Source organism: Pontiella agarivorans (assembly GCF_034531395.1).
GTDB lineage: Bacteria > Verrucomicrobiota > Kiritimatiellia > Kiritimatiellales > Pontiellaceae > Pontiella > Pontiella agarivorans.
Window position 1 is genome coordinate 319851 of the sequence record NZ_JARVCO010000010.1, and the last position, 13615, is coordinate 333465.

General features: G+C 54.5%; 17 protein-coding genes. 13 read left to right on the plus strand and 4 right to left on the minus strand.

All coding sequences use genetic code 11. From position 1 onward, the window contains the following. Positions 1–23 precede the first annotated feature (23 nt). From P9H32_RS08905 to P9H32_RS08940, 8 genes are all read left to right on the plus strand, one after another. Positions 24–1355 carry a sodium/glutamate symporter gene (locus P9H32_RS08905; protein WP_322608548.1) on the plus strand — a complete coding sequence of 444 codons (1332 nt, stop codon included), beginning with the start codon at positions 24–26 and terminating at the stop codon, positions 1353–1355. A 36-nt stretch (positions 1356–1391) separates the two neighbouring features. Next, positions 1392–2111, plus strand: a complete 720-nt coding sequence (locus P9H32_RS08910; protein ID WP_322608549.1) for a porin family protein — start codon at positions 1392–1394, stop codon at positions 2109–2111. Between the two features lie 169 nt (positions 2112–2280). Continuing rightward, the gene (locus tag P9H32_RS08915; protein ID WP_322608550.1) at positions 2281–2892 is read left to right on the plus strand and encodes a nucleotide exchange factor GrpE; all 612 of its coding nucleotides are present in this window, start codon (positions 2281–2283) and stop codon (positions 2890–2892) included. A gap of 2 nt (positions 2893–2894) precedes the next feature. Beyond that, complete coding sequence (dnaJ, locus tag P9H32_RS08920) at positions 2895–4064, plus strand: molecular chaperone DnaJ (RefSeq protein WP_322608551.1); 1170 nt, start codon at positions 2895–2897, stop codon at positions 4062–4064. Between the two features lie 88 nt (positions 4065–4152). Beyond that, positions 4153–4866: an RsmE family RNA methyltransferase gene (locus tag P9H32_RS08925; RefSeq protein ID WP_322608552.1), complete on the plus strand. Its 714-nt coding sequence runs from the start codon at positions 4153–4155 to the stop codon at positions 4864–4866. Positions 4867–5026: 160 nt separating this feature from the next. Beyond that, positions 5027–5386, plus strand: coding sequence for a glycosyl hydrolase family 95 catalytic domain-containing protein (locus P9H32_RS08930; RefSeq protein ID WP_431311700.1), 360 nt, complete (start codon positions 5027–5029; stop codon positions 5384–5386). Between the two features lie 59 nt (positions 5387–5445). After that, complete coding sequence (locus P9H32_RS08935; RefSeq protein ID WP_322608554.1) at positions 5446–5604, plus strand: hypothetical protein; 159 nt, start codon at positions 5446–5448, stop codon at positions 5602–5604. 550 nt (positions 5605–6154) lie between these two features. Beyond that, positions 6155–7129, plus strand: coding sequence for a hypothetical protein (locus tag P9H32_RS08940; protein WP_322608555.1), 975 nt, complete (start codon positions 6155–6157; stop codon positions 7127–7129). A 134-nt stretch (positions 7130–7263) separates the two neighbouring features. On the opposite strand, the gene P9H32_RS08945 is transcribed toward P9H32_RS08940, so the two are convergent. Next, complete coding sequence (locus tag P9H32_RS08945; protein WP_322608556.1) at positions 7264–7566, minus strand: substrate-binding domain-containing protein; 303 nt, start codon at positions 7564–7566, stop codon at positions 7264–7266. 135 nt (positions 7567–7701) lie between these two features. Between P9H32_RS08945 and P9H32_RS08950 the strand changes: the two genes are divergently transcribed. The 4 genes from P9H32_RS08950 to P9H32_RS08965 all read left to right on the plus strand — a co-directional run bounded on the left by P9H32_RS08950 (position 7702) and on the right by P9H32_RS08965 (position 10657). Beyond that, positions 7702–8700, plus strand: coding sequence for a transposase (locus P9H32_RS08950; RefSeq protein ID WP_322608557.1), 999 nt, complete (start codon positions 7702–7704; stop codon positions 8698–8700). Positions 8701–8730: 30 nt separating this feature from the next. Then, the gene (locus P9H32_RS08955; protein WP_322608558.1) at positions 8731–8892 is read left to right on the plus strand and encodes a hypothetical protein; all 162 of its coding nucleotides are present in this window, start codon (positions 8731–8733) and stop codon (positions 8890–8892) included. 84 nt (positions 8893–8976) lie between these two features. Further along, positions 8977–9690, plus strand: coding sequence for an RsmE family RNA methyltransferase (locus tag P9H32_RS08960; RefSeq protein ID WP_322608559.1), 714 nt, complete (start codon positions 8977–8979; stop codon positions 9688–9690). A 103-nt stretch (positions 9691–9793) separates the two neighbouring features. Then, positions 9794–10657, plus strand: a complete 864-nt coding sequence (locus tag P9H32_RS08965) for a ParA family protein (RefSeq protein ID WP_322608560.1) — start codon at positions 9794–9796, stop codon at positions 10655–10657. 6 nt (positions 10658–10663) lie between these two features. Here the strand turns inward: P9H32_RS08965 and P9H32_RS08970 are convergent, their stop codons facing one another. From P9H32_RS08970 to P9H32_RS08980, 3 genes are read right to left on the minus strand one after another with little or no spacing between them, the layout of a single operon-like run. Then, the gene (locus tag P9H32_RS08970; protein ID WP_322608561.1) at positions 10664–11653 is read right to left on the minus strand and encodes an AraC family transcriptional regulator; all 990 of its coding nucleotides are present in this window, start codon (positions 11651–11653) and stop codon (positions 10664–10666) included. 18 nt (positions 11654–11671) lie between these two features. Further along, complete coding sequence (locus tag P9H32_RS08975; protein WP_322608562.1) at positions 11672–12142, minus strand: RES family NAD+ phosphorylase; 471 nt, start codon at positions 12140–12142, stop codon at positions 11672–11674. Positions 12143–12156: 14 nt separating this feature from the next. Beyond that, positions 12157–12612: an Xre family toxin-antitoxin system antitoxin gene (locus P9H32_RS08980; RefSeq protein WP_322608563.1), complete on the minus strand. Its 456-nt coding sequence runs from the start codon at positions 12610–12612 to the stop codon at positions 12157–12159. A gap of 150 nt (positions 12613–12762) precedes the next feature. On the opposite strand from P9H32_RS08980, the gene P9H32_RS08985 reads away from it, so the two are divergent. Beyond that, positions 12763–13605 (plus strand): sugar phosphate isomerase/epimerase family protein, encoded by an 843-nt coding sequence (locus P9H32_RS08985; protein WP_322608564.1) that lies wholly within the window; start codon positions 12763–12765, stop codon positions 13603–13605. Positions 13606–13615: the final 10 nt, after the last annotated feature.

Here is a 13615-nt window from a genome sequence, read left to right on the forward strand (position 1 = left end):
CGATAGAAACTCAGGGGTTTGCTATGCTGTCATTCGGATGTTTATGTGTGCTGCTGGGACTGGGCTACTGGCTCCGTCGCAGAATCGTGTTGCTGCAGAAACTCTACCTTCCGGCCAGCGTCATTGCCGGGTTGCTCGGTCTGTTGTTTTTCCAAATCCTTGATGTTCCGGCGGAAGTTTCCAAAGGCTGGAACCTGCTGCCCGGTCAGTTGATCAATGTGGTGTTCGCCTGCCTTTTTCTGGGGACCGCACTGCCGCCGGTTTCCAGAGTCTGGAAAAGTTCCAGCCGTCAGCTCGCCTACGGCCAGATCGTGGCGTGGGGACAGTACGCAGTCGGCTGCTTTTTTGTACTGCTTATGCTCAAGCCTTTTTTTGATCTTCCCGATATTTTTGCCGGCATAATGCCGGTCGGGTTCGAGGGCGGCCACGGAACGGCCGGCGGTATGGGTCCGGCCTTCGATGAACTCGGTTTCCCGGAAATGAAGGATTATGCCCTCGCCGCGGCTACCGGCGGGATTATGGGCGCGATTATTGTCGGGATGGGGCTGGTGAACTGGGCCGTTCGCAAAGGTTATGTCGAACGTAAGGTGAAGCCGGGCGTCGATATTGAAGATTACTCCGGTCTGATTCCGCATGAGCACCGTCCGGCAGCCGGAAAAATCAGTGTTTCCTCTGATGTCATCGGCTCGCTTTCGCTGCATCTGGTTTTTGTCGGAGCGGCCATTCTGCTGGGTTGGCTGATGAAAGAGGGGATGATTTTCGCAACGCGCGGGCTTCCGGAAACAGGCCAAGATATTTTTGAGAGTTTTCCGCTTTTTCCGCTCTGTATGCTGGGCGGTGTGGTGGTTCAGTTTCTGGCCGATCGGCTGGATCCGCACGAGCATATGGACGAAGGCCTGATGTTGCGCATTCAGAACTGTGCGCTCGATTTTCTGGTGGTTGCCGCCATTGCGACGATCCGCATTGATGTGGTGGCACAGCAGTGGGTTCCGATTGTGATGCTGGTTCTGGCGGGTATTGGTTGGAATGTACTGATGCTTACGGTTTTTGCACGTCGGGCATTTAACGATGCCTGGTTTGAACGCGGGATTGCTGAAATGGGGCAGTCGATGGGCGTGACGGCCACCGGTCTGTTGCTGCTGCGGGTGGTGGATCCGGATTATGAAACCGAAGCGGCTGAAGCCTTTGCCGCGAAACAGCTGCTGCATGAACCGTTTATGGGCGGCGGGCTTTGGACCGGTGCGGCGATCCCGTTGCTGGCGCTGTGGGGCGGATGGCCGATTTTCGGGATTGCTGTCGGAGCCATTGCAATCTGGACGACAGTCCTGTTTATTCTCAACCGTCGTGCGGTGTGATCTTTTTTTAAGTGTTAAAGCAGAAGGATGGTAACTATGTATAAGATAAAGTTTTTTCTGGCAGTCCTCGCGGGACTGGCTCTCTGTTCTGCAAAAGCAGCGAAGAACGATGAATCGATGGGACTGACGCTGTCCGGCTGGGCCGGCTGGATGCGGGGGGCCGTGATGGTGGATGGACAGAAAGCAAAGATCCACCGGGATTCCATGAACTATTTTGACGATCTGGATTTCGGTTATTCCGGAGAACTTACGCTGCGCGACAGCTCGATCGTGCTATTGGGTTCTTATGAATATTATGACGGGATTGTATCTGATGTCTCTGTGGGCGGAACGCCGGGGTCGCTGGAATCCAATGAAAACACGTGGTGCCTCGCCATCGGATATCCTCTCGGTACCGGAAGTTCGACCTTTGATTTCCTGGTCGGGCTTCAGTCGCTGGATATGGATAATACCCTGAATCTCGGCGGCACTGAATACAGCGACAGCGAAACGCTTTACGATGCCGTGGTGATGCTGCGGATGAAGTATGAGCTGTTCAGTGATTTTTACCTTTATGTGCCGCTTATGATGGGAGGAACCTATCTGAGTGATTCGGAATTTATCTATGATGCCGGCATTCAGCTGATGTATCAGTTTAACCCGGCATTTGATCTGCGCGTTGGATATCGGATTACCGGCTATGATTTCAGCGATTCCTCCGCTGCCACCGATTTTTATCAGCAGGGCTATTCCGCCTCCATCGGAATGACCTTTTAGCCGGGGGAAGTTCTCCGGCCGGTTCAGAACATTTAGGCATCGGCTTGAGATACGTCCGGATCAGCTGATTTGGGCTGTATTGCCCTGTTGACAGTTTGTCCGTTTCGCGTATTTTTTCATGCTCTGGAAATGAAAAGACCCCGCGGTATCGCGGGAAAGGATTTTTACTATGGCTAAAAAAGAAAAGATTCAGGAAGAAGAACTTAAGGCAGAAGAAGCAATTGCAGAAGAAGCAGTTGAAGAGACGTCTGAAGCAGTGGAAGAGCTTCCGGATACTGAAGTGATCGAAGACGAAGAAACGGCGCAGGCGGTTGAGGAAGAAGAGGATGAATCCCTGCGCGACCAGTTGGTGCGTCTTCAGGCCGACTTTACCAATTTCCGGAACCGTACGCAGCGCGAGCGGATTGAGCTTTACCAACGCGCTAACGAAGACCTGCTGCTGGAAATCCTGCCGGTACTTGATCACTATGAAATGGGCCTGGAGACCGCGGAACAGCATGAGGCCGATAAAGCCGTCGTGGATGGCTTCAAAATGGTTTATGACCAGTTCCGGAATGTGCTGAAGAAATTCAATCTCGAGCCCATCGAAGCCGTTGGACAGGAATTTGATCCGCATAAACATGAAGCGCTGACCCACATGCCGTCGGATGAATATCCGGCCGAAGTCTGTTCGAATCAGGTGCGCCGCGGTTACATGTTCGGCGACAAACTTCTGCGCGCCGCACAGGTGGTCGTTTCCTCGGGGCCTGCCGAAGCGTCAGCTGAAAAAGGGGCTGAATAATCATGTCCGAAAAACGCGATTATTATGAAGTGCTGGGCGTTTCCAAAAATGCCACAGCTGATGAAATCAAAAAGGCCTACCGCAAGGTGGCCATGAAATACCATCCCGACCGCAATCCGGGAGATAAAGAGGCCGAGGAAAAATTCAAAGAAGCCTCCGAGGCGTATGAGGTACTTACCGATGCCGATAAAAAAGCCCGTTATGACCAGTTCGGTCATCAGGCCTTTGCGCCGGGCGGCGGTGGATTCGGCGGCGGATTCGGCGGTGGTTTCCACGATGCATCTGACATTTTTGAGCAGGTATTCGGTGGCGGTTTCAATATTAATGACCTCTTTGGCGGGGGCGGTGGGCGTCGTCGTTCCAATGGTCCGGCGCGCGGGTCCGACCTGCGCTATGACCTGGATGTCGATTTTGAAGAAGCGGCCCTGGGCTCACACCGCACGCTGACCCTTCCGGTATCGGAAACCTGCAAAAAATGTTCCGGCAGCGGAGCGGAACCGGGAACCTCAAAAACCACCTGTCCGACCTGCGGCGGCCGCGGTCAGGTTTCTTCGGGCGGCGGGTTCATTCAGTTCTCCCAGACCTGTCCGACCTGCGGCGGTGCCGGCGAAACCATCGCGCATCCCTGCTCGGCCTGTAACGGTGCCGGCAGCATCAAGGAGCGCAAAACCATCAAGCTGCGCATTCCGGCCGGGGTTGAATCCGGTTCGCGCCAGCGGCTGCCCGGCAAGGGCGAGGCCGGCGCGCGCGGCGGTCCGGCCGGCGACCTGTTCATCGTTTTCCATGTGCGCGATCATGAGCTGTTCAAGCGCAGCGATCTCGACATCTACTGCGAAGTGCCGGTGCCGTTCCATATCGCGATGCTCGGCGGCGAAATTCAGGTGCCGACGATTCATGGCGGAGCCAAACTCAAGATTCCGGCAGGAACTGAAAGCGGAAAAATCTTCCGTCTGCGCGGTCAGGGCGTTCAGGATGCTGCACATGGACACGGTAAAGGCGACCAGCATGTGCAGGTGAAAATCGAAGTGCCGAGCCGGCTTTCCGGTAAAGAGAAAAAAGCGATGCAGCAGCTGGTGGAACAGCTCCACGACAATCATTTCGAAGAAACCGCCCGCATGAAAAAACTGGCGGATAAATTTTATGAGCGTAAACGCAAACTTGAATCCGAGTAGCCTTTGCCACGGAAAACACAATAAACCACGGGAATTGAAATGCCTCTTTTTGTGACTTTTTGTGTTCTTTGCGGCTATTCTCCCGGCCATGCGCATTAATTCACTAGTTGAGACGGATGAGCTGGAGAAAGAGATTGCCGTTCTTTCTCCGGAGGAGTCGCATCATCTGGCCCGCGTTCTGCGGGTTCAGTCCGGGCAGGAAATAACCCTGTTCGACGGGCAGGGCGGCGTGGCGGAAGGCGCCATCGAAACCGTTTCCAAAACCGCGGTCGAGGTGCGGATTTCCAACCATTGGAAGGTGCCGAAGCCCGAAGTTGAAATCGATCTGATCCAGGCGGTGCCGAAACCGGACCGCTGGGAGCTGGTGCTGCAGAAAGCGGTCGAACTCGGGGCCACGACGATCCGCCCGGTGCTGACGAAGCATACCGAGTTCAAACCGAATCCCAAAAAACAGGCCCGCTGGGATAAAATTGTTTATAATGCGGCTCAGCAGTGCGAAGTCCGCTGGCTGCCCGATCTCCAACCTTTGGAAAAGTTCGACGCCGTGGTTCCAACCCTTGGAAACTTCGACCTCGTCCTCATCGGCTCGCTATACGAAGGTGCAAAGCCCTTTCGCGAAGTTCCTATGGTTGGAAAAACCAAAGTGGCCCTGCTGATCGGCCCCGAAGGCGACTTCTCGGAAAAGGAAGTAAAGGCCGCCATCGACGCCGGCGCCGTCCCCGTCTCCTTCGGCGACCGCATCCTCCGCACCGAAACCGCCGCAATTTTTGGTTTAAGCGTGCTGGCTTACGAACTTTTGTAGACTGCGCTGAATCTCGCGCAGGAAACACGCCAGGGAATAGACCCATATTTCTGATGGCTGGTGCCGAACGATGGATCTGCAGGTTTTAAACGCTAGGCAGATTCATGAAACCTGAACAACAGGCCGGTCGTCTTTATTATTAGCAACAAGCTGTTGGCTGCTGCGCTGGGGCTGTCAAACGCTGATCGACAGCGCCGCGGTTCTTGAGATCGACGATCCGCTGCTGCCGAAGTGGAAGAATGTGCTCGATCGCTTGGTGGACTATCCCGTGGATGAAACCGGGCTGATGATCGGCAAGGATGTGCCCTATGCCAAATCGCACCGCCACTATTCGCAGCTGCTGATGTTTTATCCGCTGAGTACGATGAATCTGGACGACCCCGCCGAGCGCGCGCTGGCGCTGAAATCGCTGAAGCACTGGCAGTGCTTTCCGGAAGCGCTCGCCGGCTACTCCTATACGGGCTCATCCTCCATGTATTCACTGTTGGGCGACGGCGAAATGGCGGAACAGCGCATGTAGGATTTCTTCGACGACAAACTGCTGCCGAATACCTTCTACAAGGAGGGCTCGCCGGAACAATGAAAGTGACCGGCGTGCAGGCCGGCGCGGTGAAAGAGCTCGGCGGCGGTGTGGTTGAAATTGCGCTGGAGAAGGGCGGAACCGCCGTGCTTTCCGATGCCTCCTATACCGGGGATTTCGTGATCCGCCCGGTGGAAAAGAAATTCAGCGCCGACTGACGCTGGGGCGTAAAATAATTCGTACGACGTTGCCTGCGCTCCGCGCAGGTCAACGTCCGATGCTCCGCGGTGGTAGGGCGGTCTGTCCCAGACCGCCGACCACGCGGTTGTATTGTGCCGCGATGATCTCTCTCGTTGGGACAGAATGATTAAATGACAGGATAATTTAGAAAAAATCCGGACACCCCATCAGGCGCGGCGCCTCACTTCGTGCAATTCGCGTACATTCGTGATCCAAAACTCTTTTGTGTTTTCTGGGTATTCTGTAGTTCAGGATTCTAGCGGCGTCTTTCGGGTCCGCCGTTTTTGTACCCTTTGTTTTCTTTGTGCTCTCTCGGGGCAAATAATCTCACTATTCAGCGCCGGATCTAATGGGACGGAAATATCCGACCGCATCCTGCGGGTTTCTAGGTGATGCAGTATGTCATCAATGCCGAACCATTGATTCGTTACTTAAATTATAAATGTAATATTTCGGAACCTTAGTCGTGTAAAATGCATAAATACATTATACTATATATATAAAAAGAAAGGTGTATAGGTGATGACCATGAAATGGATTGTAGCGATCTTGTATGCGGCGGGTTTAATCGGAGGCGTCGCGGCGGAAACGGTGTATCTAACCCGCAACGCCGAATTTGACGTCGATTGGGTGGAGCCCTCTCTTTGGAGCAACGGGGAGACACCGAGCGCGGAGAACGACTATGTGTCGGACTGTTTCACGATGAGGATGCATAATGACGCTCCTGTTTTTTCCGGGCGTTCCTTCCTTGTTAAGGGGAATGGCGGGATTAGCCTGAAAACCGAGAACATGGTTGCGACGGTCACCAATCTGGTGATGAATGGCGGGAGTGTTAACGTCGCAAGCGCGGGGCATATGACCCTTGCGGGGGATCTTACGGTAGCAGGCGGCGGATTCGTCACTTACACCAGTGGCGACGCATCCCGAAGTCTTACGGTTGCATCGTTTATAATGGGCTCGGGGCCCATTTATATCGGCCCGCCGAACTCATCGCTCCCCTTTGGGTCCATTGCGTTCTCCAATTCGGAAAGCACGTGGAGCGGCGATTTACTTATCCTTTCGGATGGTTCCGCCTCATTTGAATACGACCTGATTGGCGACTCGCTCATATTCGGGGTAGCCGACGCGCCCGTGGGTATGCTTGATTTGAATGGCCGCGCCGTCACATTCGATGATCTGACCATTGGTGGAGAAGTCTATGCCGCAGGCGTGTACACCTCCACTAATCTGCCCGCGCGTCTTCAGGGGGAGGGCACGCTGACCATCCTGAGCACGCCGGCTCAGGAAATCACGTTGACCAGTCTTGATGAAAACGGAACGCTTTCCTGGAACAGCACCGCGGCGGGCGAGTGGAGCTACACGGTTGAGTGGGCTTCAACTCCGGAAGGGCCGTGGACCAACACGTGGGACCACCTCTCCGCAATCATCTCGACGCAGACCGTCCATGCGGTGAATGTGCCGCGGTTCTATCGCGTGAAGGGCATTGCCGTGGATGCCGATTAGCCCGCCGACCGCCGTTCGGCTGTTGAGTACTGCCCGCCCGACGTTTCCTCCGCTGCGCGCAGGTAAACGTCCGCTGCACCGCGGTTGATTTGCCCATCCAGTGTAGAGGGCGCTTACCCGAAGGGAAGCGTCGGTCAACGTCCGGGCAGCATGGGGCCGTCCATCCAGCGGCCTTCAACGAGGATTTCTTTCGGGGAGGCCGGAATGCCGTAGCTGTTTTCATTCAGCTGCGAGACGAGGGACTGGACGGCGGTGCGGCCGATCTCTTCGGGATTCTGGTCGATGCCGGCGTTGATGGGGTTGTCGTAGCGGCTCATGGAGGCCATGCCGATCTCTTCAGGGATTTTCCGGCCGAGTTCTTTCATGGATTGGACGATGAGCGGCGCGCTGCAGATGACGGCATCGGGTTTTTCTGTTTCGAGCCAGCGGGCGAGCACGAAAGGTGTCAGCGAAAGGTGGGAAAGGTGTCAGGAAAGGTGAGGAAAGGAGGAAAGGTGTCAGAGGAAAGGTGTCAGTCCTATTATTACATCATTTCTCTTGAGTCGGCGGGCGGGGGTGGATAGAAACGGGTCATGGGAAGATGTCCGAGAATTGAATATGAGGGAGCGGTGTATCATGTGATGAGCCGGGGGAATCGGCAGGAGCCGGTTTTCCGAACTGATCGGGATCATGAGGTTTTTCTGGATACCCTGGGTGAAGCGTGCGACCGCTGCGGATGGCGGGTGCATGCTTTTGTGCTAATGGGGAATCACTACCACCTGCTGATTGAGACGCCAGAGGCGAATCTGGTGGATGGGATGCGCAGGCTGCAGGGGACATATACGAAGCGGTTTAATCTGCGGCATCAGTTGTGGGGACATCTTTTTCAGGGCCGCTATAAGGCGCTGGTGGTTGATCCGGCGGGCGATTATTTTTCGACGGTTGCGAGTTATATTCATTTGAACCCGGCGCGGGCGAAGTGCTTTGATCTGGAAAAGGGCTGCTTGGAGGATTATGCGTGGAGTAGCTACCCGCTTTATATGAATCCGTCGAGGCGACCTGAGTGGTTGCGCGTTGAGCGTACGTTGGGAAATTTAGGTTTGTCGGATGATCGGGCCGGCCTGAAGGAATACTCCCGCATTATGCAGAAGCGGGTTCTTGAGATAGCCTGTAGTGCGAATCCGGGCGAGGTGGATGAGCGGTGGGCGTTGATTCGTAAAGGCTGGGCTTTCGGCGGGGATAATTTCCGGTCGCAACTTCAGGAGGTTCTTGATGGTGTGATGGACGGCAATCGTCGGGAGTCCTACTCTGGAGAGCCTGTTAAAAAGCATGATGAGCGAGAAGCCGAACGTTTGCTGGCTGAAGGGCTCAGAAGGCTGAAGGTAGATGATGCTGATTTAGCCTTGCTGAAGAAGGGGGACAATCGCAAAAAAGTGGTGGCGTGGATCATTCGTAAAAAGACGAGTGTGAAGAATGAATGGATTGTTCAGCGTTTGCATATGGGGCGCGCTTCCAATCTGTCTCGATATGTAAAAGATGTGGATGAGGCGAAAGAGGGGGAATTGTGGGAACTCAACGAAATGATGAAATAATAGGACTGACACCCCCATCAGCATGTGCAGGTGAAAATCGAAGTGCCCGCCCGGCTCTCGGGCAAGGAAAAGAAGGCCATGCAGAAGCTCGTCGAGCAGCTGCACGATAATCACTTCGAAGAAACCGCCCGCATGAAAAAGCAGGCCGATAAATTCTACGAGCGCAAAAAGAAACTTGAATCCGATGGATAGGGATCAGGCAAAATAATTTTGTGGCGGAATGATTTCCGATGCCTGGAAAATTATTCTGCCACTGAATGATTCTGCCCTTAAGAAATGCGGATTAATTCACTAGTTGATGCAGCGGAGCTGGAGAAGGGGATCGCGGTCCTCTCTCCGGAGGAATCGCATCATCTGGCCAGAGTCCTGCGCGTTCAGCCCGGCCAGGAAATCACCCTGTTCGATGGGCAGGGCGGCGTGGCGGAAGGCGCCATCGAAACCGTTTCCAAAACGGCCGTCGAAGTCCGCGTTTCCAATCATTGGAAGGTGCCGAAGCCCGAAGTTGAAATCGATCTGATCCAGGCGGTGCCGAAACCGGACCGCTGGGAGCTGGTGCTGCAGAAGGCGGTCGAACTCGGGGCCACGACGATCCGTCCGGTGCTGACGAAGCATACCGAGTTCAAACCGAATCCGAAAAAACAGGCGCGGTGGAGTAAAATTGTGCTCAACGCGGCGCAGCAGTGCGAGGTGCGCTGGCTGCCGGATTTCCAGCCCCTGGAAAAGTACGATGCCGTGGTTCCAACCCTTGGAAACTATGACCTCGTGCTGGTCGGATCGCTCTATGAAGGAACCCGGCCGTTTCGCGCGGTCGATATTGAAGGTAAAAAGCGGGTGGCGCTGCTGATCGGCCCGGAGGGCGATTTCACGGAAGCTGAAGTTCAGGCCGCCGTCGATGCCGGCGCGGTGCCGGTCTCCTTCGGGGAGCGGATTCTGCGGACGGAAACCGCGGCAATTTTCGGTTTAAGTGTCCTGGCCTATGAGCTATTGTGACGCCCTGTTTAAAGCCGCGGATCAGCACCGATTAACGCCGAAAAGTTCCGTATAAATCAGTGTTGTTCTGTGGCTTCTTAATGATTTGCAGGGGAATTCTCATATGAAAACAAGTGTTGTTGCATTGGCAAACCAGAAGGGCGGGGTGGGTAAAACCACGACGGCCATTAATTTTTCCGCCTGTCTGGCTGAAAAGAGAAAAAAGGTGCTGCTGGTCGATCTCGATCCGCAGGCGAATGCCACCAGCGGTCTCGGTTTGGAGAAGATTTCCGGATCCAGTATTTTTCCGGCCCTTCTGGGGGAGACCGATGGCGCAAGCCTGATTCGGGAAAGCGGAATCAAGAATCTCGATATTATTCCGTCCGAGCTCGATCTTGCCGGCGCGGAAATTGCGATTGCCCGGGAGGAGGATTATCTGCACCGCCTGCAGAATGCGCTGGGTCCGGTGATTGAGAGCGATACCTATGATTACATCATTATGGACTGTCCGCCGTCGCTCGGTATTCTGTTCATGAACGCGCTGAATATCGCCCATGAAGTCATTATCCCGATTCAGTGCGAATATCTTGCGCTCGAAGGTCTTGGCGTGATGGTGGATATCGTGAATCAGATTTCCGAAGCCGGAAACCCGAATCTGCATATCAGCGGCATTCTGATGACCATGTACAATGTCAGCACCAATCTTTCGCAGCAGGTGGTGCAGGAAGTGGTGAAACATTTCGGCGATCGCGTTTTTGAAACGCTTATTCCGCGGAACGTCCGGCTTTCGGAAGCCCCCAGTTACGGAAAGCCGGTCATTGAATATGATCCGCACTGCGTCGGTTCGGCCGCCTATCGTAATCTCGCCAAAGAATTTATCAGGCGGCATAAAAAAGATGCGGGAAGCCAGGTGGAAGCTGTGCCGCAACTTTCTGATATCGTTAAATCCTCCGAAGAGCATTCGGAGAGCTCCGACGAAACGTTATAATTTCGTTCAGAGTGCCTTTCGGAATTCGCGCGGGGTTCTGCCGTACCGTTTTTTAAACGACGTGGCAAAGTACTGGCTGGTTGAGAAGCCGCAGTCCATGGCGATCTGGATAATGCTTTTATCCGTTTTCAGCAGTTGAGCCGCGGCTTCGAGCCGGAGCAGGTTCAGATACTGCTGCGGGGTTCGGTTGGTGATCTGCCTGCAATAGTGCACAAACCGTGTGACCCCGAGTCCGCAGCTTTCGGCCATTGCTTCCAGCGTCCATTCATCGGAGAAGCTGGCCTTGAGGGATTCTAAAAACAGTTCAACACTGCGTTGGGCGTCGGTGAGCGATTTGGTTCTGGAAACCTTCTGCTCGCGGAAAAGGTCGAGGAGATGAAGCAGCAGTTCGTTGGTAAAGACGGTCAGGCGCGACAGACTTTTACGGTCGCGGATCGTGGTGCCGATCTGACGAAAACAGTCGCGAATTTCATCGCCGGCATTCCAGACGGGCTGTTCGTTCTCCCGCAGACAGGTGGTCAGTTCTTCGAGGTCATCCGGCAAAATAACCAGCCAGTCCGGCCATTTCCATTCCTGATGAGGCTGGCGTACGCCGACGTCGATGATGATCCAGTTCAGTTTTCCAATTCCAATGTTTGGACGTCCAAGCCGATGCGGCTGCCAGGGGCGGGTGATGGAAAAATCGCCGGGGGTGAGGGTGAGTTCCCGGTTATCGACGGAGAACGGCATCGAGCCGGTTTCGAGAAAGCTGAGTTCGATGCCCTCATTCCGGTGCCAGGGGAGTCCCCAGTGTTGCTGCTGTTTGGCATCCCAGTAGCCCAATGAGCGTAATCCGGGAAGGATGGAGCCGGGAATCGGTTCGCCGGGATAGTTGCCGCGGCCCAGTGCCGCAAGTTCGAGTTCGCCGCTGTTGACGGCCTCGATCAGCGGATCGCAGGAATCGGCGTGATAGGTTTTTCCCTGTTCCCGGTAAATTGGAGCATGTTGCTGAGCCATACTCCTTTTTATACCGGCTTATTTGAGTTTGTCCATCACACGTGGATCGACCGGAAGATCTATAGGCTCGCCGATTTCCAGACTCTGGAAATCCGGATGAGCCGGATTCAGCAGGATGTTTGATTCAATGGGAACGATGGCACTCGGAACCCGAAGCGCCGGCGAGGTTTGGTTGCGCAGCCAGTTGTTCCCCGTCAGCAGTGTGGCGGGGTGAGGAAGCGGTGTATTCCATCCGGCTGGAAGGGCGGCGGGATCGATCGCTTCGATCTTTTTTTCAGGAACCCGGACCGGGATGGCTTTATAGAGTTTCAGCGTTTCCTTGAATTCGAGGTGCACGATGATTTCCAGAAGCGACAGGGAAAGCGAGGCGGCGGTATACACCATGGAAAAACCTTCCGAGTTCCAGCGGCCGCCGGCCAGTCGGGCACCTTCGCCGTTGAAGGCATCGGCCAGATAGGCCGAATGAACAAGTCGCCAGCAGGTCTGCATGAAATCCCCGTTTCTTAATAAAAGACGCCGTGACCGATACGCCGAAGCTGTTTTTCAACTTCCTGGGCACCGGGCTCGGTATCTGCATAATTGAGCGGTGTGAGCCCGCCGAAAATCTCTTTCGGAGCGGCAAACCAGCGACGCGTCAGTTCCGTGTCCTGGAAAAGATTCAGGCCGATTTGGAAGAGGCGCGCGAGGCGGTAGACCCGTTCTGATTCATCGACATCCAGCCGGCCGCTCTGTTTCCGGCGGGCAAGGGTGCGCATATTGATGTTCAGTGTGGCAGCCAGTTCGGCGGCGGTTACACCGAATTCGGCACGCAGTTTTTCAAAACTGGCCGCCGGCAGGCCTTTTTTAATTTTACGGATCACCTGTTCCCGGCTTTCCACCCGGCCGAAAAGGGCGGCGGGTTCTTCAACCATCAAGACGCGATTATCTTCTGCCGTGGGATATATTACAGGTTCTTTCATCAGGACCTCCTGTCATCTGGCATTATTTATAGGACAAATGACGTATAAGCACAAGCTGTTAAATGTTTAATATCCTTCACTGCAGGGATCGGAACGACGGAGCTCAACTTCTGCGTTAACTTCTTCCAATCATTGGAAAAGGAGCCTGAAATGAAGATAGGATGCTTTGCTCTCGTACAGCCGTTTCTGCCGGTGGCGGAACAGCTGAAGCTGATTAAGGCGATGGGCGTCGATTATGCCGACGTTACAGACAACCACGATGGAGGGAGCCTGGGGGCTGAATACGGCTTTGCCGAAACCGTGAGCCTGGATTCACATCCCGCAGCAATCAGGAAAATGGCCGCCGATGCCGGGATTGAGCTGACGGCATTCTGCGCCCACGCCAATCTGCTGGATCCTGTTTCGCCGGAGATCTATTCCACCCATCAAATCATTAAAGCGATCCGGCTTGCGGCCGAATGCGGCATTGATCACGTCATTACCACCGAAGGTGATCCGAAAACTGAATTTGGCAGAAACCTCTCGTCGGAAGAGCGCATTTTTGCCATTATCGAACGTCTGCATGTTCCGATCCAATGGGCGGAAGAGCTGGGCGTTAAACTGCTGATTGAGCCGCACGGCATCGTGACGGATCATGTGGACCAGATGGAAAAACTGCTCGAAAAACTGGGGCATGAAGACACGGTGGGCATCTGCCTCGATACCGGCAACAGCTGGCTTGGTGGCGGGGAGCCGATCGACTTTATTAAACGTTTCGGCACACGAATCAAACATGTGCATTGGAAAGATATGCCGGAAGAGTGGGTGGAAAAACGCGGAAAGGAATTCGGCTGTGGTATGGCGGTGATTCCGCTGGGCGATGGTGTCATTGATATTTCTGCAATCGTGAACGAACTGAAAGCCGTCGGATTCGACGGGGCGACCACGCTGGAGATTGCCGGCGAGGATAATATTAAAATATCGCTGGAACGTCTGCGCGGCTGGATTGGTTAGGAGAAAAAAG